The 19655-nt window shown below is 71.9% G+C and carries 17 protein-coding genes; 6 read left to right on the plus strand and 11 right to left on the minus strand.

Annotated elements, in window-relative coordinates; translation table 11 throughout:
• Nucleotides 1-13: 13 nt before the first annotated feature.
• A complete protein-coding gene (locus F9B98_RS05260) occupies nucleotides 14-517 on the plus strand; it encodes a GNAT family N-acetyltransferase (RefSeq protein WP_150953836.1) in 504 nt (167 codons plus the stop codon).
• Here F9B98_RS05260 and F9B98_RS05265 read toward each other — a convergent pair.
• The 3 genes from F9B98_RS05265 to F9B98_RS05275 all read right to left on the minus strand — a co-directional run bounded on the left by F9B98_RS05265 (nucleotide 483) and on the right by F9B98_RS05275 (nucleotide 3439).
• A complete protein-coding gene (locus F9B98_RS05265; RefSeq protein WP_150953839.1) occupies nucleotides 483-1829 on the minus strand; it encodes an APC family permease in 1347 nt (448 codons plus the stop codon). The genes F9B98_RS05260 and F9B98_RS05265 overlap by 35 nt on opposite strands.
• Nucleotides 1830-2096: 267 nt before the next feature.
• Nucleotides 2097-2606 (minus strand): GNAT family N-acetyltransferase, encoded by a 510-nt coding sequence (locus tag F9B98_RS05270; protein WP_150953842.1) that lies wholly within the window; start codon nucleotides 2604-2606, stop codon nucleotides 2097-2099.
• Nucleotides 2603-3439: a DUF1684 domain-containing protein gene (locus F9B98_RS05275; protein WP_150953845.1), complete on the minus strand. Its 837-nt coding sequence runs from the start codon at nucleotides 3437-3439 to the stop codon at nucleotides 2603-2605. The genes F9B98_RS05270 and F9B98_RS05275 overlap by 4 nt, the downstream gene beginning before the upstream one ends.
• Nucleotides 3440-3578: 139 nt before the next feature.
• Between F9B98_RS05275 and F9B98_RS05280 the strand changes: the two genes are divergently transcribed.
• On the plus strand, nucleotides 3579-4595 hold the full coding sequence (locus F9B98_RS05280; RefSeq protein WP_150953848.1) for an LLM class flavin-dependent oxidoreductase: 1017 nt from the start codon (nucleotides 3579-3581) through the stop codon (nucleotides 4593-4595).
• A 346-nt stretch (nucleotides 4596-4941) separates the two neighbouring features.
• Here the strand turns inward: F9B98_RS05280 and F9B98_RS05285 are convergent, their stop codons facing one another.
• From F9B98_RS05285 to F9B98_RS05310, 6 genes are read right to left on the minus strand one after another with little or no spacing between them, the layout of a single operon-like run.
• Nucleotides 4942-6138, minus strand: coding sequence for a PLP-dependent aminotransferase family protein (locus F9B98_RS05285; protein WP_150953852.1), 1197 nt, complete (start codon nucleotides 6136-6138; stop codon nucleotides 4942-4944).
• Nucleotides 6135-7787 (minus strand): dipeptide ABC transporter ATP-binding protein, encoded by a 1653-nt coding sequence (locus F9B98_RS05290; protein WP_150953855.1) that lies wholly within the window; start codon nucleotides 7785-7787, stop codon nucleotides 6135-6137. Before F9B98_RS05290 ends, F9B98_RS05285 begins: the two co-directional genes overlap by 4 nt.
• Entirely contained in the window at nucleotides 7784-8632 is an 849-nt protein-coding gene (locus tag F9B98_RS05295; protein ID WP_150953858.1) for an ABC transporter permease, read from the minus strand. The genes F9B98_RS05290 and F9B98_RS05295 overlap by 4 nt, the downstream gene beginning before the upstream one ends.
• Nucleotides 8629-9645, minus strand: coding sequence for an ABC transporter permease (locus tag F9B98_RS05300; protein ID WP_150953861.1), 1017 nt, complete (start codon nucleotides 9643-9645; stop codon nucleotides 8629-8631). The genes F9B98_RS05295 and F9B98_RS05300 overlap by 4 nt, the downstream gene beginning before the upstream one ends.
• 43 nt (nucleotides 9646-9688) lie before the next feature.
• Complete coding sequence (locus F9B98_RS05305; RefSeq protein ID WP_150953864.1) at nucleotides 9689-11341, minus strand: ABC transporter substrate-binding protein; 1653 nt, start codon at nucleotides 11339-11341, stop codon at nucleotides 9689-9691.
• A gap of 26 nt (nucleotides 11342-11367) precedes the next feature.
• Nucleotides 11368-12783 carry an FAD-binding oxidoreductase gene (locus tag F9B98_RS05310; protein WP_150953866.1) on the minus strand — a complete coding sequence of 472 codons (1416 nt, stop codon included), beginning with the start codon at nucleotides 12781-12783 and terminating at the stop codon, nucleotides 11368-11370.
• Nucleotides 12784-13059: 276 nt separating this feature from the next.
• On the opposite strand from F9B98_RS05310, the gene F9B98_RS05315 reads away from it, so the two are divergent.
• From F9B98_RS05315 to F9B98_RS05330, 4 genes are all read left to right on the plus strand, one after another.
• Nucleotides 13060-14241 carry an LLM class flavin-dependent oxidoreductase gene (locus F9B98_RS05315; RefSeq protein ID WP_150953871.1) on the plus strand — a complete coding sequence of 394 codons (1182 nt, stop codon included), beginning with the start codon at nucleotides 13060-13062 and terminating at the stop codon, nucleotides 14239-14241.
• Nucleotides 14238-15590 carry an NtaA/DmoA family FMN-dependent monooxygenase gene (locus tag F9B98_RS05320; protein ID WP_150953874.1) on the plus strand — a complete coding sequence of 451 codons (1353 nt, stop codon included), beginning with the start codon at nucleotides 14238-14240 and terminating at the stop codon, nucleotides 15588-15590. The genes F9B98_RS05315 and F9B98_RS05320 overlap by 4 nt, the downstream gene beginning before the upstream one ends.
• A complete protein-coding gene (locus F9B98_RS05325) occupies nucleotides 15587-17464 on the plus strand; it encodes an FAD/NAD(P)-binding protein (protein ID WP_150953877.1) in 1878 nt (625 codons plus the stop codon). The genes F9B98_RS05320 and F9B98_RS05325 overlap by 4 nt, the downstream gene beginning before the upstream one ends.
• 66 nt (nucleotides 17465-17530) lie before the next feature.
• Nucleotides 17531-18256 carry a GNAT family N-acetyltransferase gene (locus F9B98_RS05330; protein ID WP_150953881.1) on the plus strand — a complete coding sequence of 242 codons (726 nt, stop codon included), beginning with the start codon at nucleotides 17531-17533 and terminating at the stop codon, nucleotides 18254-18256.
• A gap of 6 nt (nucleotides 18257-18262) precedes the next feature.
• Here F9B98_RS05330 and F9B98_RS05335 read toward each other — a convergent pair whose 3' ends face one another.
• On the minus strand, nucleotides 18263-19120 hold the full coding sequence (locus tag F9B98_RS05335; RefSeq protein ID WP_150953885.1) for a PhzF family phenazine biosynthesis protein: 858 nt from the start codon (nucleotides 19118-19120) through the stop codon (nucleotides 18263-18265).
• Nucleotides 19117-19632: a MarR family winged helix-turn-helix transcriptional regulator gene (locus F9B98_RS05340; protein ID WP_150953888.1), complete on the minus strand. Its 516-nt coding sequence runs from the start codon at nucleotides 19630-19632 to the stop codon at nucleotides 19117-19119. The genes F9B98_RS05335 and F9B98_RS05340 overlap by 4 nt, the downstream gene beginning before the upstream one ends.
• Nucleotides 19633-19655: the final 23 nt, after the last annotated feature.

A 19655-nucleotide genomic window follows, 5' to 3' on the forward strand; every position in this document is an offset into this window, starting at 1 on the left:
AAGAATGGATGCCATGACCACGACCCCCACCGTCCGTCTCGTCGACCCGCGCGAGTACGCGGAGGCCGGGCGGATCACCGCCGAGGCCTACCGCGCCAACTACGACGGACTGTCGGAGGCCTACCTCGCCTCGCTCGCCGACGTCGCCGGACGGGTGGAGCAGGGGGAGGTGTGGGTCGCGCTCGACGGCGACGAGATCGTGGGGACCGTGTGGACGCCGCGGCCCGGCGAGCGTCTCTCCGAACTCGCGCAGGAGGGCGAGCTCGACTTCCGCCAGCTCGCCGTCGCGCCCGCAGCGCGCGGACGCGGCATCGGCGAAGCGCTCACCCGGCACGTCGTCGCGCTGGCGCGCTCGCGGGGCGCGGAGCGCGTGGTGATGAACAGCGGGCCCGAGATGCTCGGCGCCCACGCCCTCTACCTCAAGCTCGGCTTCCGCCGCCTGACCGAGCGCGAGCACCCGGTCGAGGTGGAACCCGGACGGGTCATCGACCTGCGGGCGTTCGGGCTCGACCTGTAGCCGGCTCCTCGCGACGCCGACCCCACCGGGCGAGGAAGTACAGGCCGACGCCGACCGCGACGAGCACCGCGCCGAAGATCCACACGGTGAGACTCTGCTGGCTGAGCAGCAGCAGGCACGAGGCGATGCCCAGCACCGGGACGAACGTCCACACGCGGAAATGCTCGTGCTCGACGCGGTCACGACGCAAGACCAGTACCGACACGTTCGCGCTCAGGAAGACGAAGAGCAGCAGCAGCACGACGGTCTCGGCGAGGAGCGTGAGGTCCCCGACGAGGGTGAGAAGCATCGCGACCAGGGTCGTGGCGAGGATCGCTACCCACGGCGTGCGGCGCTTCGGCAATACCCGCGACAGCGCCCGGGGCAGGAGGCCCTGCTCCGCCATGCCGTAGGTCAGGCGACTGGCCATGATCATCGTCAACAGAGCGCCATTGGCGACCGCGATGAGCGCGATGAGGCTGAACAGCCAAGAGGGGACGGCGACGCCGCTCGCCTCGACGACCGACAGCAGCGGGCCGCTGGAGTCCGCCAGCTGCTCGGGCGGCAGGGCGATGCTGCTGGCGAGGCCCACGAGCACGTAGACCAACCCCGCGGCGCCGAGCGCGGCGAAGAGGGCCCGCGGGTATATCTTCGAGGGCTCCTTGACCTCCTCGATCATGTTGGCCGAGGTCTCGAACCCCACGAACGAGTAGTAGGCGATGATCGCCCCGGCCAGCACGGCCGTCGCCACCCCGACGTCCTCGGGCACCTGGGTCACGCGCGAGACGTCGCCGCCACCCCGGGCGAGCAGCACGCCTACCACCACGACCACGATCGCGAGACCGCTCACCTCGATCGCGGTCATCACGAAGTTGGCGCCCATCGATTCCCGGATGCCGCGCGCATTGAGCGCCGCGACGATGCCGAGGAACACGATGGCCACCGGCACCACGGGCAGATCGACGAAGGTCGCGAAGTACTCGCCCGCGAAAGCGATCGAGAGGCCCGCGGCGCTCGTGACCCCCGCCGCGAGCATGCAGAAACCGACGAGGAACGACACCAGCGGGTTCTTGAACGCGCGTTCCGCGAAGACCGCGGCCCCACCGGCGCGGGGGTACTTCGTGACCAGCTCGGCGTAAGACCCGGCGGTGAGCAGGGCCAGCAACAGGGCGGCGAGCAGGGGCGCCCAGAGCATGCCGCCGACTCGCTCCGACAGCACACCCATCAGCGCGTAGATCCCGGCGCCCAGGACGTCGCCGAGGATGAAGGCGAACAGCAGGGGGCCACCGATTCCGCGACGGAGGGTGGAGGGCGCGGGGGTCTCAGTCTTCATTCGGCCGACCGTAGGTTCGCCGGCGGGGGTTCTCGAAGCGGGTTGACAGGAGCGGGGTCGTGGGCGGCGGGTCGTGCACGCTCTGCGATCTGCACAGGCTCAGTCGGCATCCCGCGGGTCGAACTGAGGATGCGGGAATCGCGGAGCGAGCGCGCGCGGGCGCGGCGCCGGACGCCGGTTGCGCAACCTCAGCGATCCGCACAAACTCAGTCGGCATCCCGCCCATCGAACTGAGGATGCGCGAATCGCTGAGCGAGCGCGCGCGAATCAGCCCGTCAGCACCTTCTCGAAGCAGCGCGAGGCCGGGAACCGCACGTACGGCGGGTAGATGTCGATCGGGCGGTAGCCGAGCCGCTCGTACAGGGCGATGGCCTCGGGCTGCCGGTCGCCCGTCTGCAGGATGAGCCGCGCCGCGCCGCGCTCGCGGCCGAGTCGTTCGAGCTCGCCCATGAGCGCCTGGCTCGCACCGCGACCGCGCGCGCGTGGGTCGACGAACACGCGCTTGACCTCGAGTTCATCGCCGAGCTGGCGCAGTGCGGCGTGCCCCACGGCGTGGCCCTCGGCATCCTGAACGAGGATCACCTCGACCATCGTGGCCGGGTCGACGGCGAAGTCCTCGGCAAGCAGGGCGCGGGTCTCGTCGTCGAAGGCCGCGTACACCTCGGCGTAGCGCGGGCCGACCTCCTCGTCCATCGCCGCGCGCAGGGCCGCGGCGCGCTCGTCCTCCCACGGGACGTTCTCGATCGCCCACGCGCCGGTGCTCGTACGGCCCGTCATGAGCGGGCCGCCTGGATGCCGGCATCCGTCGCCACTCCCTCGGCGCGGGAGAGAGGCGTCTTCTCGCCCGCCTCGACGGCGAACGGCAGACGGTTCTCGGCCGGCGGCAGGGGGCAGGTCGCGAAGTCGGTGTAGGCGCAGGGGAGGTTCGTCGCGCGGGTGAAGTCGATGACGGTGCGGCCGTCGGCATCCGGGGCGGGAACCGTGACCGAGCGATTCGCCGCGTAGGTCGTGACTCCGCTGGTCGCGTCGGTGAAGAGGACGAGCAGGTCGCCGGGACGGTGGCCGGGGAATGCGACGAGACGGTGAGGGATGCCATCGCGCTCGAAGACCAGCTGACCCGGGGCGTCATAGACGTGCGTCAGACCGTCGACGGCCGCTCCGACCTCGTATGACCGCTGCTGCGGATACGCCTCGAACCGGGCGTCGACGCGCCAGTTCGGATCGGCCGGATACGCGGGTGTCCCCGCGTACCGCGCGAGGTAGTCCGCGTCGGGGCGACGAGGTCGCAGCAGGTCGCGGCCGCCGCGGCGGGCCACCTCGATGACCCCGCCGTCGAAGCCGACGGTGACGTCGCCGCGCTCGGTCAGGGGCCCGAACGCGTGCCGGCCGCGGACCGTCTCGCCGTCGACGTCGAGAGCCTCCGCCTCGGCGAGCTCGACGACGGGGCCGTCTTCGCCGGTGCGCCAGATTCCCGGAAGGCCCGGGATGCCAGTGGGCCGCTCGCTCAGCCAGTACAGGCCCGTGATGGCCAGGAATCCGTGCGGGTCGGCGCGGCGACGCTCGTGCGCCTCGTGCCAGGCGTTCCACTGCTCGGCGAAGGTGTCGGTCATCGTTCTCCCTCGGGACGAGTGCTCCTCCAGCATGCATCCCGTCGCGCCGCTCGCCGCGCGCGAAGGAAACGCGGCGTCACCGGCTGTCATGGAACGTCGCCGTCGGTGTGGTCTCGGTATGCGGGTCTAGCGTGACGGTGTGACCCGACCGCTGCGCTCCCTCGGCTTCCTCACCATCGGCCTCTTCGACCGGGACGACCCCCGCGCCGGGCACGAGACGACCCTGTCGATCATCGAGCGGGGCGAGCGGCTCGGCTTCGACAGCGCCTGGCTGCGCGACCGGCACCTGCAGTACGGCATCTCGTCCCCCGTCGCCGTGCTCGCCGCGGCCTCGCAGCGCACGAGCCGCATCCGGCTCGGCACGGCCGTGATCCCGCTCGGGTGGGAGAACCCGCTACGGCTCGCGGAAGACCTCGCCACGGTCGACGTGCTCGCGGGCGGGCGTCTCGAGCCCGGCTTCTCGGTCGGCCCGCCCCGACGTCTCGACGAGATCGCCCCCGCGCTCTACCCGGACACCGCCGAGCACGAGGACTTCGGGTACGAGCGGCTGGCCCGACTGCGCCGCTACCTCGCCGGAGACCGGGTGAGTCCCTTCGCCGGCACGGAGGGGATCGAGGAGTACTCCGAGCGTGTGGAGCCGCACTCCGCAGGGCTCGCCGGTCGGCTCTGGTACGGCGCCGGCAGCCCGGCCTTGACGACCTGGGCGGCCGAGAACGGCTTTCACCTGCTCACAAGCAGCGTGATCCAATCGACGAGCTCGACCGACTTCGACGTCGAGCAGGACGCGCAGATCCGCCTGTACCGCGAGACGCACCCCGACGGCGAGAACGCGCGGGTGTCGCAGGGGCTCGTCGTCGTGCCCACCGACACCGCCACGCCCGAACAGCGTCGGCGGTACGAGGCCTACGCCGAGTCGCGACGCGGGAGGGTCGGCATCCCTCAGGGTCCGCGCGGGCTGCTGTTCGCGGAGGACCTCGTCGGCACGTCGGAGCAGATCGCGGAGCGGCTGTTGTCGTCGCGGTCGTTCCCTCAGGTCGACGAGGTCGCGTTCGCGCTGCCGTTCGACTTCGCCGCGGCCGACTACGAGCAGATCCTCGAGGACATCGCGGGGCGGCTGGGGCCGTGGTTGGGGTGGGCGCGGGCGGACGCGTCATAAGCTCAGCGATTCGCGCGGGCTCCGTCGGCATCCATTCGATCGGGCTGAGGTTGTGCGGAACGCGGAGGTGGCGCGAACCGCGGGAGGCTCGCGGCGGGAGGGCTCAGGCGCACACAAGCTCAGTCATCTGCACAACCTCAGCCCCGAAGACCCCAGAACGACTGAGGCTGCGCGAATCGCGGACACTGCGCGTCGCGAAGGTCGCGCGAACCACGAGACCGGCGCGGCGGGAGGGCTCAGGCGCACACAAGCTCAGTCATCTGCGCAACCTCAGCCCCGAAGGCCCCAGAACGACTGAGGCTGCGCGAATCGCGGACACTGCGCGAACCGCTGGAGAAAGACGGCGTCAGCGCTGCCGCGCCACCGCCCGGGCCAGCCGCGCCGCGGCCTCGCGCAGCCGCTCCTCGCCCGTGTCGCCGTAGGCCAGGCGGAGGTGCCGGTCGGCATCCGTGCCCGGGCCGGAGGGGAAGAAGGAGCCCCGCTGGTACTCCACGCCCTCGGCGCCCGCGTCGGCGGCCAGGCGGTCGGGGTCGACGCGGTCGTCGCGCAGGCGCGGCCAGAGGAACAGTCCGCCCTCGGGCACGGTGACCTCGAACTCCCCGGGGGCTTCGGCCTCGAGCGCCGCGGCCAACGCGCGGGCGCGGGTCCCGTAGAGCGACCGCGCGCGCCCGAGCACGCGGTCGAAGAGTCCCGCGTCGCTGGTCAGCAGCTCGGCGATCACGGCCTGCACGAAGGTCGAGGAGTGCGAGTCCTGACGGCTGCGGAGGGCGACGGCATCCGGGATCAACCTCTCCGGCAGGACGACCCAGCCCAACCGCAGGCCGGGGCCGAGCGTCTTGGTGAAGGTGTTGACGTGGATGACGTGGTCGGAAGCGTGGAACGGCGCGAGAGACTCGGGCTCGCCGGCGAAGCGGAGCTCGCGGTACGGGTCATCGGCGAACACGACGAAGCCGTACCTCTCGGCGAGCTCGACCAGCTGGCGCCGCCGCGCGGTGGGCAGCGACGACTGCGAGGGATTGTGGAACTCGGGCACCGTGTAGACCGCGGCCGGGCGCGCCCCGGCGTGAAGCTGCGCGGCCAGCGCGTCGATGTCGAGACCCTCGGCACCGACCGGGATGGGCAGCACCCGCGCGTCGGCCAACTGCAGACCGCGCAGGAACAGCGGGAACACGGGGTTGTCGACCGCCACGAGGTCGCCCCGCTCGAGCACCGCCTGCACGGCGATCGCCAGACCGTGGAAGCCGCCGTTGGTGATGAGGACCCGCTCGACGGCGACGCCTTCGCGCGCGGCGATCCACTCGCGCAGCGCCGGGATGCCCTCGGTCCGCGAGTACTGCAGCGCCGGCGCCCCGGGCTGCGCGAGGACGCGGGCGGTCGCCTCGGCGAGTTCCGCGGTGGGCAGGACGGAGGGATCCGGGATGCCGCCGAGCAGCTCGATCGCGTCGGGGCGGCGATCGCGCAGGGTCTGGTCGCCGAACCCCTGGGGCGCGGTGAACGCCTCGATCAGCGCGGGCCGGGCACGGGGCAGGGAGAGGAGGGTCAACGGGGGCTCCGGGGGTAGGGGGACGGGATGGCGTCGACCAGCGCGCGCGTGTACTCCTCGCGCGGGTGCGAGAGCACGTCGGCGACGCGGCCGGCCTCGACGACCCGGCCGTCTTTCAGCACCGAGACGGTGCCGGCGATCTGCCGGACCAGCGCCAGGTCGTGCGAGACGAACAGGTAGGTGAGACCGCGCTCGCGCTGGAGGCGGCGGAGCACGTCGAACACCCCGGCCTGCACGGTCACGTCCAGGGCCGAGGTCGGCTCGTCGAGCACGATGACGTCGGGCTCGAGCACCAGGGCGCGCGCGATCGCCACGCGTTGGCGCTGGCCGCCCGACAGCGCGTCGGGGCGGCGGCGGGCGAGGTGGGGCGACAGGCCCACGGCATCCAGGGCCTCCGCCACCTTCCCGGCCCTCTCGGCACGCGTGCCGACGCGGTAGCGGTCGAGCGGCTCGCGCACGATACGTCCGACGCTCCAGGTGGGATCGAGCGAGGTGAAGGGGTTCTGATAGACGAGCTGCAGATGACGACGGATGCCGCGGAGCTCCGCCGCCGTGCGGCCCGTCACCGCCGCGCCGTCGATGAGCACCTCGCCGGCGTCGAGGTCTTCGAGCCCGAGGAGGAGGCGCACCGTCGTGGTCTTCCCCGAGCCCGACTCCCCCACGAGCGCATGGGTCGTGCCGGCGGGGATGCGGAACGACACCCCCGACACGGCGGGACGGGCGCTGCCGTCGTAGCTCTTCGATACCTCGCGCACCTCGATGCGCGCCGAGGCGGTGTCGGGGATCCACGCGTCGACCCCGCGGTCACCGTCGTCGCGGCGGTAGCGGTCGGGGTTCAGGGCCGGAGCGTCGGCCTGCAGCTGCACCGTGTACGGCGAGGTCGGCGCCGCGAAGACCTCGCGAGTGGGGCCGGCCTCTTGCACGCGCCCGTCCTTGAGCACGACGATCTCATCGGTGCGCTCGGCGGCGATCGCGAGGTCGTGCGTGATGAGCAGCAGCCCGATGCCGAGGTCGCGGCGCAGCTCGTCGAGCAGGTCGAGGATGCGCTTCTGAATCGTGACGTCGAGGGCGCTCGTGGGCTCGTCCGCGACCAGCAGCTCGGGCCGCGGCAGCACCGCCAACCCGATGAGCACGCGCTGCAGCATGCCGCCCGACAGCTGGTGCGGGTAGGAGTCGTACACGCGACGCGGGTCGGGAAGCCCGACGCGGGCGAACACGTCGAGCACCGCGCGGCGCTGCTCGCCGGCATCCGCGAGACCCGAGAGAGCCGCCGCCTCGTGCGCCTGGGAGCCGACGGTGCGGACGGGGTTGAGCGCGTGCGCGGGATCCTGCGGGACGAAGCCGAAGCGACGACCCCGGAACGGCCGGAACCGTGCTTCCGCGAGCCCCAGCACCTCAGCGCCGTCGAGTTCCACGCGCCCGCTCGCACGTCCCGTGCCGCGCGGGAGCAGCCGCAGGATCGACCGGGCGATCGTGGATTTGCCCGAGCCCGACTCTCCGATGAGCGCGAGACTGCCGCCCCGGGGGATCGCGAACGACACGTCGTGAACGACGGGAACGCGGCCGTACGAGACCGACAGATCGGTCACGTTCAGCAGGGCGGGGGTCGCCAGCGGAACGTCGTCCGCGCGGGACAGGGCGAGGGTCATGACGTCCTCCGGAGCCAGCGGCTGATGCGGTTGATCGAGAGCACGGTCGCCACCGTGACCAGCGCCGGCCAGAGAACGAGCCAGGGCGCGCGCGGATAGTCCTTGCCCGCGGAGATGAGCAGACCCCAGTCGGATGCCGGCGGCGGATCGCCGTAGCCCAGGAACGCCAGCCCCGCGATCACGAGGATCGACAGCCCGAACTGCAGCACGGCCAGGGGGATCAGCGAGCGCGAGGCGTTCGGCAGCACGTGGCGGAAGAGCACGTGCAGGTTCGACCCGCCCTGGAGCCGCGCCGCCTCGACGAAGACCGATGAGCGCACGCGCAGCACCTCGGAGCGCATCACCCGGGCGAACACCGCCACCGCCGAGACGCCCGTGGCGATCGCGGCGTTGATGGTCTGGAACCCGAGCGAGCTGACGATCACGACCGCGAGCAGGAACGCCGGGATGGCGAGCAGCACGTCGACGAATCGCGCGAGCACGACGTCGGTCCACGAACCGAGGAAGCCCGCGAGCAACCCGATGAGTCCGCCGATGACGACACCGATCGCGACGGCCACGAGGGCGCTGGTCACCGAGGACTGCGCGCCGTAGACGATGCGGGTGAAGAGGTCGCGGCCCAGGTGGTCGGTGCCCAGCAGGTGGGCGGCGCTGGGCGCCTGGAGCTTGTCGGCGGGCACGCCCTGCGCCGGGTTCTGCGAGGTGAACAGCGCGGGGGCGAACGAGAACGCCAGCACGACGGCCACGACCGCGAACGACGCGAGGACGCCGACGGGAACGGAGAGGCGGATGCCACGAACCCGGGCGGTCCTGGAGCGCTGCGCGAGCAGGGGTGCGGCGGTCATACGATGCTCACTTCCTCGCGCAGGGGCGTCGTCGGCTCGTCGCGGGGCGCGACCGAGACGGGACGGCCGCTGCGCCCCACCGCCACCCGCGGGTCGAGCAGGGGGTAGGCGAGGTCGGCCAGGAGGTTCACGACGACGAAGACGACCGCGGCGAGCGAGACCACGGCCTGCAGCACCGGCAGATCCTGACTCGCCACGGCCGATTCGACCAGGGTGCCGATGCCCACGCGCCCGAAGATCGCCTCGGTGATGAGGGCTCCCCCGAGCAGCTCGCCCACGATGAGCGCCAGCACCGTCACCGTCGGAAGCGCCGAGGGCTTGACCAGGTGACGCAGGAACAGCGCCCCCGACCGCAGTCCCCGCGACCGTGCGACCGCGACGTACTCCTGCCGCGACTCGTGATCGAGAGAGGCGATGAGCACCTCGGCCAGCTGGGCGGACACCGGGATGCCGAGGGCCACCGCCGCGAAGAAGGTGCCCCACGGCGTCTCGGTGTCGATCATGCTGAACAGCCCGAGGCCGAACGCGAAGACGTGGATCAGCAGCAGTCCGATCACGAAGTTCGGCACCGACAGGAACAGCGACGGCAGCGAGCGGAGCACCCCCTGACCCCAGCGCGGGGGCAGGAACTGCGTGCCGTAGGCGATGGCCACGGCCAGCACCACCGCGACGAGGAGGGCCGCCGCGGCCAGGCTCAGGGTCGACCCGAGCGCATCGAGCACCAGCCCGCTGACGGGCAGGTTCGAGCGGAGCGAGACGCCCAGGTCGCCCACGACGAAGCGTCCGAGCGAGGAGCCCAGCTGCACCCACCACGGCTGGTCGAGCCCGTAGTACGCGACGATGCGCGCGATGTCGTCTTCGGTGAAGCCGTTGTCGGGGTTGCGCAGCGTGCTCGTGACGGGGTCGCCGGGCAGGATGCTGATCACGACGAACGTGAACAGGTACGCCAGCAGCACGACGACGATCGCCTGTCCGGTGCGCCGCAGCGCGAAGCGGCCGTAGGTGCGCAGCATGTCCTCCTCCTCTCGGGTCGATCTGGCCGGGTGACGGTGCGCGTCAGCCGTTGAGCCACGCGTTCAGGTAGTACGCGTACGCGAGGCCGTTGTAGGTGACGCCGCTGACCTCGGGGGCCTGGACGTACACGCGCTGCACGATCTGCGTCAGCGGCACGAAGTAGGCCTGGTCGAGCACGTACCCCTGAAGCTCGTCGGCGACCTCCGCCCGAGCCTCTCGATCGGTCGCGGTGGCGATACGGGTGGAGAGGTCGTTCAGCGTCGCGTCCGAGGTGCCGAGTCGGAACCAGTCCTCGTCGCCCTTCTTCTGCGAGGTGAGGACCCCGGCGACGGCTCCGACGTCGACGAAGCTGCGGGTGATCTCGGTCGCGGGCACCGTCGTGTTGCCGATGACCTTCTGGCTGTAGGTCGGGACGTCGTAGGTCTCGAGGTTCACCTCGAACCCCAGGGCGGTGAGCTGCTGATCGACGAGCTCATCGACCGATTGCGAGGCCTGCAGGTACGGGTTGGGGTAGAGCGTGAGCGACAGCTTCTTCCCGTCCTTGGTCCGCACGCCGTCGGAGCCCTTCACCCAGCCCGCCTCATCGAGGAGGGATGCCGCTTCGGCGGCGTCGTACGAGAAGTCGGCGGTGTGGTCGGTCGCCTCGGGCACGGTGCTCTGGAAGAACGACTCCGCCGCATGCCAGTCCGAGGTGTAGACGGTCGAGAGGATCTCGTCGCGGTCGATGCCGTGCTGCACCGCTTGACGCACCTTGATGTCGTCGAACGGGGCGACGGAGGTGTTCAGGGCGTAGCCGTTGACGAAGCCGAGGTAGCGGGGCGTCTCGACGGTGAGCCCCTCCTGCTTCAGGGCGTCGAGGTCTTGCGGGCTGGCGTTGTAGGCCACCTGCGCCTGACCGGACTCGACCGAGGCGGTGCGCAGCGTCGGTTCGGCGACCTGCTTGTAGGTGATGGTGTCGAGGTAGGCGGCGCCCTCGTGGCCGACCGCTTCGGGGCCCCAGTCGTAGTCGTCGCGCTTCTTCAGCACGACGCTGTCGCCCTCGGCGACCTTCTCGACGACGAACGGGCCGCTGCCGATGTCCTGGGTGAGATCCGCCTGCTGGGCGGCGGGAAGCGCCAGGGTCTCGGGCGAGAGCAGGATCGAGCCGTGGTACGCCAGCGTCGGGATGAAGCTGAGGGTCGGCGCCGAGAACGAGACCGTGACCGTCGTGGCATCCACCGCCTGAGCGCCTTGGTAGTTGGCGGAAGGGAACAGGCCGATGCGGTTGATGCCCTCGTCGGGGCGGCCCTTGGCCCAGATGTCGATGTTCGCCACGACCGCGGCCGCGTCCAGCGGCGTGCCGTCCGAGAAGGTGACGCCCGGCTTCACGTGAAGGGTGAACTGCGTCTTGTCGGCGTTCTCGTCCCAGCTCTCGGCGATCCAGGGGCTGAGGTTGCCCTCGGCGTCGACGTAGACGAGCTTGTCGGTGACGTTGCCCCAGATCTGGCCCTGGTAGCTCGAGATCGAGCTGTTGTTCGGGATCCAGGTCGCACCGAGCGAGTCGATGAGGAAGACGAGGTCGCCGCCGGTCTTCGGTTCGGCGTCGGCGGGAGCGGCGGTCGATGCCGCACCGCAGCCGCTGAGCAGGAGGGCACCGACGGCGAGGGCGGAGGCGAGGCCGAGCAGGCGTCGGCGGGGACGGTGAGCGGTGGTCATGGGGATCCTCGAGCTGTGGGGACGGGTTACAGGGCTTTGCCGGGGTTGAACAGACCGGCGGGATCGAGCGCGGTCTTGACGGCGAGCTGGGCCGCGCGCACGCGCACCGAGAGTTCCTCCGCGGCGAGGGCTCGCTTGACGGTGCCGATGCCGTGCTCACCGCTCACGGTCCCCCCGACGGCGAGCGCCGCGCGCACGACGGCGTCGGCGGCGTCGTGGACGGCGGCCGGTACGGCGGTGGGGTCTACGCCCGCGGGGATGGGCAGCGAGATGACCGGGTGGAGGTTGCCGTCGCCGGCGTGCGCGACGGCGCTCACGCCGACCCCGAACCGGTCGGCGATCGCGGGGAACCCCGCGAACACCTCGGCGATGCGCGACTTGGGCACGGCGACGTCGCCCCCGGCGAACCACGTGTCCGCGTCGAAACGTCGGCCCGAGCGTCGCAGTTCCCAGAGGGTCTCGGCATCCGTCTCGCTCTCGACCTCGACCCGCGCGCCCGCCGCGACGAGCGCGGTGGTCAGTTCGGCGGTCTGCTCGTCGATGCCGAAGCCGTCGAGTTCGATCAGCAGCAGAGCGGCGCCCCGGGCACGCAGGCCCGAGTCCTGCGCCGCGTCGATGCCGTCGAGGGTGATCTCGTCGAGGAACTCGATGACGCTCGGACGCACGCGCGAGGCCGTGATGGCCCCGATGGCTGCGGCACCCGCGGCCGTGGAATCGAAGAACGCCGTGAGCGTTCGGCGCGCGACCGGGAGCGGGCGGATACGCACGGTCGCCCCCACCACGATGCCGAGCACGCCCTCCGACCCGACGAACAGCGAGACGAGGTCGAGCCCGGTGACGCCCTTGATCGAGCGGTGTCCGACCGAGACGAGGCTTCCGTCGGCGAGGACGACGTCGAGGGCGAGAACCGACTCGCGCGTGACGCCGTACTTGGCGCACCGCAGGCCCCCGGCGTTGGTGGCGATGTTGCCGCCGATGGTCGAGATGCGCCAGCTCGCGGGGTCGGGGGCGTAGAACAGGCCGAGGGGGGCCAGTCGCTCGTTGAGCGAGGCGTTGAGCACGCCGGGTTCGACGACGGCGACCTCATCGGCGGGAGACACCTCGACGATGCGGTTCAGCCGTTCGGTCGAGACGACGAGCTGATCGGAGAGGGCAGTCGCGCCGCCGGAGAGACCCGTGCCGGCCCCGCGCGGCACGACACTGACGCCGTGTCTGGCGGCGAGGCGCACGAGCTGCCGGACCTCGGTCACCGAGGTGGGGAACGCCACCGCGGGGCCGTCGACCACGGGGGCGCCGGTTCGCGGCGTGGTGCCGGCGTCGTGCGCGAACTCCGCCGTCGCCGACGAGGGCGGGCGCACCTCGATTCCAGGCGCCTCGTCACGCAGATCGTCGAGCAGGGCGGACAGGACCGGGGACGGGGCGATCGCGGTGGGGACGCTCATGGCGGCACCTTTCAGAACGGGGCGGGAGTGCAGCCGAAGCTAGGCGGAAGCGCACCGACGCTCATCCCGGGGCGACACCGTCCGTCGCGAGACGTCACCGACCGACATCGTGTGTCGCGTGGCGTCACAGTCGGGCGATGGGCGGGGTGCTGACGGTAGATTCCGCCCCCGCCGTCGCTTCGTGACGCTTCGAGGCGTTTCGTTACGTCACGCGTTGAGACCCGCCGCGCTCCGGGCGACAGTGAGCAGCACGCCGCCCCGAGAGAAGGAGCCCCGATGCCCGACCGCATCCACCTCGCCGTCGCCCTGGACGGCGCCGGCTGGCACCCGGCCGCGTGGCGCGAGCCCACGGCCCGGCCCACCGAGCTGACCTCGGCCGCCTACTGGCGCGAGATCGCGCGCACCGCCGACGGCGCGGGGCTCGTGCTGGCCACGATCGAAGACGCGCTCAGCCTGGGCGGCAGGTCCTTCGAACCGGATGCCGAGACCCGCCGCGACCGCGTCCGTGGACGCCTCGACGCGGTGCTGTTGGCGTCGTTCCTGGCCCCGGCCACGTGGCGGATCGGCCTCGTCCCCACCGCCACGACCACCCACCCCGAGCCCTTCCACCTCGCCACCGGCCTGCAGACCCTCGACCACGTCAGTCGTGGCCGCGCCGGCGTTCGGCTCGTCGCGGGGTCGACGGCGCAGGAGCGGAAGAACTTCGGGCGCCGTGCCGACGGACCGGCCGGGTTGCCGGCATCCGGTCGCGTCGAAGACGACCCCGCGCTGCTCGCCGCCTTCCGCGAGGCGGGGGAGGTCGCCGACGTCATCCGACGGCTCGCCGACTCGTGGGAAGACGACGCTATCGTGCGCGACCTCGATACGGGCAAGTTCCTCGACCGCGAGCGCGTGCACAACGTCGAGTTCGAGGGCGAGTTCTTCTCGATCACGGGGGCCTCGATCGTGCCGCGGTCTCCTCAGGGCCAGCCGCTCATCACGGCGCTGGCACACCAGACGATCCCCTACCGCTTCGCCGCGGAGCACGCCGACCTCGTGTTCGTGACCCCCTCCGACGCGGGCGCCGTGGCCGGCATCCTGAGCGAGCTCGACGGCGGCGACGACCTGCGCGTCTTCGCCGACCTGCTCGTTCTCGTCGGGGAGACGCGCACCGCGGCCGAGGATGTGTGGAACCGCCTGCAGGAACGCGCCCCGCTGACGACGGACGCGCGCGTGGTGGTCGGCACCGCGGACGACGTCGTGGACGAGATCCGCGCGCTCGCCGACGCGGGCGTCGACGGCATCCGCCTGCGGCCCGCGCGCCTGCCGGGCGACCTCGACGCGATCGCGGACCGGGTGGTTCCCGCGGTGGCCGCCGCCGGCATCCTGCTCCCCGACGATGGCTCGCCCACTCTGCGCGAGCGCCTCGGGCTCCCCCGCCTCGCCAGCCGCTACGCCCGTCAGGAGGTCGGCGCATGACCCGCCGCCAGATCCATCTCGCCGCGCACTTCCCGGGCGTGAACAACACGACCGTGTGGACCGACCCGAGCGCCGGGAGCCAGATCGACTTCTCGTCGTTCGAGCACTTCGCCCGCACGGCCGAGCGCGGCTTCTTCGACTACCTCTTCCTCGCCGAGGGACTGCGCCTGCGCGAGCACCGCGGGCAGCTGCACGACCTCGACGTCGCGGGACGCCCGAACACCCTCGCGATCTTGACGGCGCTGGCCGCGGTCACCGAGCACATCGGACTTGTCGGCACGCTCAACACGACGTTCAACGAACCGTATGAGCTCGCCCGGCAGCTCGGCACGCTCGACCTGCTGTCGAACGGCCGCGCCGGATGGAACGCGGTGACCAGCTCCGACGCGTTCCACGGCGCGAACTTCCGCCGCGGCGGCTACCTCGACCACGCCGACCGCTACGTGCGAGCTTCGGAGTTCGCCGCCCTCTCGAAGGCGCTGTGGTCGTCGTGGAGCGACGGGGCGATCGAAGCGGATGCCGCGAATGGAATATTCCTGCGCGACGACGCGATCGAACGGGTACGGCACGAGTCGCGGCTGTTCGACGTCGACGCGGTGTTCGATGTGCCGCGCTCTCCCCAGGGACGACCCGTCATCGTGCAGGCCGGCGACTCCCCCGACGGCCGCGACTTCGCCACGCAGCACGCCGACGTGATCTTCTCGCTGCACACCGCCTTCGACGACGCGCAGCAGTTCTACCGCGATGTGAAGGGGCGCCTCGCCGCGAACGGCCGCGACGAGGACTCGCTGAAGATCCTGCCCGCGGCCACCTTCGTGCTCGGCGACACCGCCGACGAGGCCCGCGAGCGCTCGCGCGAGATCGCGCTGGCCCAGGTGCGCCCGCAGACCGCGATCACCTACCTCGAGCAGATCTGGAACCGCGACCTGAGCGGGTACGACCCCGAGGGTCCGCTTCCCGACCTCGAACCCGACACGGGAGTCGAGACGGCGCAGGGCTTCGCCGGCCGGCACGCGGCGATCCGCGCGCGCGTGGGGCAGCTACGCGAGCAGGCGCGGGCCGAGAACCTCAGCATCCGCGAGCTCGTCATCCGCCTGACCGCGAAGCACACCTTCGTCGGGACGCCCGAGCACGTGGCATCCGAGATCGACCGCTACGTGCAGGAGCGCGCGACCGACGGGTTCACGGTGGTCGGACACCTCACCCCGCACGGACTCGACGATTTCACCGAGAGGGTCGTTCCGCTGCTGCAGGAGCGCGGCTCGTACCGCCGCTCGTACGACGAGGGAGCGACGCTGCACGACCTGCTCGGCCTGCCGCCGGTCCACGCGAGCGCCGCGGTGCGATGACCGAGCTCGTGATCGTCGGGGCAGGGCCGCGCGCGGTCATGCTCGTCGAGCGACTGCTCGCGCGACGCGCGACGGCTCCGCTGCGCATCACGCTCGTCGACCCCTTCCCGCCGGGCGCGGGCCGCATCTGGCGGCGCGAGCAGTCCCCTCTGCTCAAGCTCAACTCGATGGCGCGCGACGTGACCGTCTTCACCGACGAGTCCTGCACGATCGCGGGACCGATCCGCTCGGGCCCCTCGCTCATCGAGTGGGCCGAGAGGGTACGAGCGGGCGCGCTCCCCGACGTCTCGATCGACGCCCCCGAGCTGGATGCCGAGTTGCGCAGCCTCCGCCCCGACTCCTTCCCCACGCGGCGTCTGCAGAGCGCGTATCTCGACTGGTTCTGGCGTCGCACGGTCGCCATCGCCCCGCCCGGGGTCGAGGTGCGGTGGCACGAGGGCACCGTGCAGTGGGTCGACGACACGACCGACGGGTACGAGATCGCCCTCGCCGACGGCATCCGTCTGCTCGCCGACGTGCTCGTCTACGCGATGGGCCACAACGCGCGCGAACCCGAGGGCGAGGCGATCGCGTTGCGAGAAGCCGCCGCGGGCGCGGGGCTGACGTACGTCCCACCCGCGTTCACCGCCGACGCCGACCTCGGCGTCTTCGATCCCGGGCAGGACGTGATCGTGCGCGGCATGGGACTCGCCGCGGTCGACACCGTGGTGCTGCTGACCGCGGGGCGGGGCGGTCGCTTCGTCGACGCCGCCGGCGGCGGGCTCCGTTACGAGCCCTCGGGCCGCGAGCCGCGCCTGCACCTCGGATCCCGCCGGGGCGTTCCCTACCGCTCCAAGGTGTCGTCGCAGCTGCAGGGCGACCCGCCCGTGCGCGAGGTGCTCACCCCCGCCGCCGTCGCCGACCTGCTCGCACGCCCCGGAACCATCGACTTCCTCGACGACGTCTGGCCGCTCATCGCGCGCGAGCTCGTCTGGGGCCACTACCGCGAGCTCTTCACGGGTCACCCCGAGCGCGTCACGACGACGTGGGAGGCCTTCCGCGACACCCTTCGAGAAGTGGATGCCGACACCTCGGCCCTGCGTCGCGCCGTCGCCGCGGTGGTTCCCGATCCCCTGGATCGCTTCGACGTGCGCACGCTCGACGTACCCCTGGGGGAAGAGATATTCGCCGACGCCGCGGACGTGCACGAGCGGGTGCGCCGGCACATCGTCGACGACCTGCACCTGCGCACGAGTCAGGAACGGAGCACCGCGCAGGCGCTGTTCCTCACGATCCTGTCGTCGTTCCTCGGGCTCTCGGACATCCCGACCGAGCGGTGGAGCGCTCGCTCCCGCGCGGTCGACCTGCCGGTGACCTGGCACGCGTTCTTCAGCTACGTCGCCTCGGGGCCGCCCGCACACCGACTGGAGGAGTTCCTCGCGCTGGCCGAGGCCGGGGTCGTGCGCTTCCTCGGCCCCGACATCGCGGTGCGCGTCGACGCCGACCGGGGCTTCGTCGCCTCGTCGCCGCGGACGGACGGCGACGTAAGCGCGCGCGGACTGATCGACGCATGGCTTCCCGCCGCGACGGCGTCGGCGAGCGAGAACCCCGCGCTGCGCGAACTCGCGAACCGCCACGGCCGCGAGGTGCACGTGTCGGACGCGTCGTTCACCGGCTCGCTCGGGCGCATCGACGTCGACGCCGACGGCCGCGTCATCGCGCGGGACGGGCAGCCCCGCGCGGGGATGTTCGCGATCGGACCCTTCACCTCGTCGATGGAGGCCGGCGCCTTCACCCGCCCGCGCTCCGACTCGCTGTCGCTGCGCCAGACCGACCGCATCGCCGGAGCCGTGGCCGCGGCCCTGTCGACTCGCGCCACCGCCGGAGTGCGCTGAGTCCACGCGGAATGCCGAGCGCCCGACGCTGTTGTCTTACGTGCACCTCCCCCCAGAACGGACGCCATGACCCCCACCACCGCCGCCGTCCCCCTTCCCGCCCCCCACGCCGACGCCACCGTGCTCGACAACGCGGCGTGGCACTCCCTCGCCGGACCCCACGCACGCTTCGCGATCGGCGGCGACCTGGTGAAGCGCTATCCCGATGACGTCGCGCCCTTCGTGGCCGTGCGCACGTGGGACGACCCGAACGTGTGGGACGCCCTGCGCGAGCTCGTCGGCCCCGGCGCCGACGTGGGCCTGTCGGGCTTCGACGGTGAGATCCCCGCGGATTGGCAGTGGGTCGGCGGCGGAGAGGGCGTGCAGCTCGTCGAGACCGACGCCCTGCAGACCCGGCCCGACGCCGAGGCGATCGAACTGGGCGCCGACGACGCCGCCGACATGATCGACATCGTCGCGCGCAACCAGCCCGGCCCGTTCCGGCCCCGTACGTACGAGCTCGGCCGCTATATCGGCATCCGTCGCGAAGGCCGTCTCGTGGCGATGGCCGGGGAGCGTCTGCACCCCACTGGATGGACGGAGATCAGCGCCGTCGCCGTCGACGCCGACCACCGCCGCCAGGGTCTCGCGTCTCGGCTCGTGCTCGACGTCGCCTTCCACATCCAGCAGCGCGGGGACCGCGCGATGATGCACGCCGCCGCGAGCAACGTCGGCGCGATCGCCGCATACGAGCGCCTGGGCTTCGCGCTGCGGCGCCGCAATCGGTTCGCGGCGGTGCGCACGCCGGCGTGACCAGGGTCAGCGCTCGAGCGGCGTCGCCGTCCCGCTGACGCGCACCCCGCCGCGTGTCGGGACGTCGACGTGCAGCTCGCTCGGCCGCCCCACATGCCGTCCCTGGTGGATGCGGAACGAGAACGGGGCGCGACGCCCCACGCGGTCACGCAGGTATGCGCCGAGCGCGGCCGCGGCCGATCCCGTCGCCGGATCTTCGGTGATGTCGCCGACGGGGAAGAGGTTGCGGGCCTCGAACACCTCGGCATCCGGGCTCTCGGCGTGCACCACGGTGACCGTTCCCGCCCAGCCGCGCTCGTCCATCAGCGCGCGAAGGGCCGCCGGATCGAACCCGAACGCGTCGAAGCGCTCGCGCGAGGCCACCGCGACGACCGGATGCGTGTTGCCCGCGAACGACTGCGCCAACGGCAGGCGCGCGTCGAGCTCGCTATCGGACAGGCCCAGGATGCCGAGCAACCGCCGCCCCACCTCGGGTTCGAGATCGCTCTGCATCGGGTCGACGCTCGTGAAGCCCGCGGTCACGCGCCCGTCGGCGTCGCGCGTGGTCTCGAGCGCGATCTCGCCGGCCCGGGTGTCGAAGACGAAGTCCCCCGAGCCCTCGGCCTCGGCGAGCGCGACGGCGGTGGCGATCGTCGCGTGGCCGCAGAAGGGCACCTCGGCGCCCGGGGAGAAGTACCGCACCCGTGCGCGACGGCCCTCGCGCGCGGTGACGAAGGCCGACTCGGGGTAGCCGAGGTCGGTCGCGACGGCCTGCATCTGCGCATCGTCGAGGCCCGCGGCATTCAGGATCACTCCCGCGGGGTTCCCGCCGCCGGGCTCGGCGGCGAAGGCGAGCAGGTGCAGGATGACGGGGCGCGAGGTCATGCGTCGATTCTGGTCGACGCCGGCTCCGCCCGCAGACGGGTGTTGGCGGCGGTCGCCGCCCGGGTCATGCGCTCGAGGAACGCGTGGATCGTCTGGAGATCGGCATCCGGGGTCCCGCGGACGGCGGTGGCGATCTCGGCGCCCGCGAAGCCGAGGAATCGCTCGGTTCCCTCGAGGGCGGTGGCGGTGGGGCGCACGACGACGCGACGACGGTCGTCTCCCTCGCGGTGGCGCGTGACGTATCCGGCGCGCTCGAGTCGGTCGATCAGCACCGAGACGGCGCCCGAGGTCATGCCGATCTGCCGGGCCAACACCGCGGGCGACACCGGGTTGCCGGACTGGGCGGCCCAGACGACCTGGCCGAGGGCTTCGGCATCCGTCACGGGAAGACCCATCCACGTCGACAGGTGCCTATTCAGCTCGTCGGATGCCATCGCCCACTCGCGCAAACCGTGCATCACCCCGACCTCGACGTCGGACCAGGACATGGCGAGGGAGTTCAACGCGGTCATGCAATGACTTTACAGTCAAGCGA

The sequence above is a fragment of the Microbacterium testaceum StLB037 genome, assembly GCF_008763945.1.
GTDB classification, from domain to species: Bacteria; Actinomycetota; Actinomycetes; order Actinomycetales; family Microbacteriaceae; genus Microbacterium; species Microbacterium testaceum_G.

Coding starts and splice junctions, on each gene's coding strand:
- F9B98_RS05275 (WP_150953845.1), bottom strand. CDS start 3,439: ATGACCGACACCTTCGCCGAGCAGTGGAACGCCTGGCACGAGGCGCAC.
- F9B98_RS05265 (WP_150953839.1), bottom strand. CDS start 1,829: ATGAAGACTGAGACCCCCGCGCCCTCCACCCTCCGTCGCGGAATCGGT.
- F9B98_RS05290 (WP_150953855.1), bottom strand. CDS start 7,787: ATGACCCTCGCCCTGTCCCGCGCGGACGACGTTCCGCTGGCGACCCCC.
- F9B98_RS05305 (WP_150953864.1), bottom strand. CDS start 11,341: ATGACCACCGCTCACCGTCCCCGCCGACGCCTGCTCGGCCTCGCCTCC.
- F9B98_RS05310 (WP_150953866.1), bottom strand. CDS start 12,783: ATGAGCGTCCCCACCGCGATCGCCCCGTCCCCGGTCCTGTCCGCCCTG.
- F9B98_RS05320 (WP_150953874.1), top strand. CDS start 14,238: ATGACCCGCCGCCAGATCCATCTCGCCGCGCACTTCCCGGGCGTGAAC.
- F9B98_RS05270 (WP_150953842.1), bottom strand. CDS start 2,606: ATGACGGGCCGTACGAGCACCGGCGCGTGGGCGATCGAGAACGTCCCG.
- F9B98_RS05260 (WP_150953836.1), top strand. CDS start 14: ATGACCACGACCCCCACCGTCCGTCTCGTCGACCCGCGCGAGTACGCG.
- F9B98_RS05325 (WP_150953877.1), top strand. CDS start 15,587: ATGACCGAGCTCGTGATCGTCGGGGCAGGGCCGCGCGCGGTCATGCTC.
- F9B98_RS05295 (WP_150953858.1), bottom strand. CDS start 8,632: ATGACCGCCGCACCCCTGCTCGCGCAGCGCTCCAGGACCGCCCGGGTT.
- F9B98_RS05300 (WP_150953861.1), bottom strand. CDS start 9,645: ATGCTGCGCACCTACGGCCGCTTCGCGCTGCGGCGCACCGGACAGGCG.
- F9B98_RS05335 (WP_150953885.1), bottom strand. CDS start 19,120: ATGACCTCGCGCCCCGTCATCCTGCACCTGCTCGCCTTCGCCGCCGAG.
- F9B98_RS05330 (WP_150953881.1), top strand. CDS start 17,531: ATGACCCCCACCACCGCCGCCGTCCCCCTTCCCGCCCCCCACGCCGAC.
- F9B98_RS05340 (WP_150953888.1), bottom strand. CDS start 19,632: ATGACCGCGTTGAACTCCCTCGCCATGTCCTGGTCCGACGTCGAGGTC.
- F9B98_RS05315 (WP_150953871.1), top strand. CDS start 13,060: ATGCCCGACCGCATCCACCTCGCCGTCGCCCTGGACGGCGCCGGCTGG.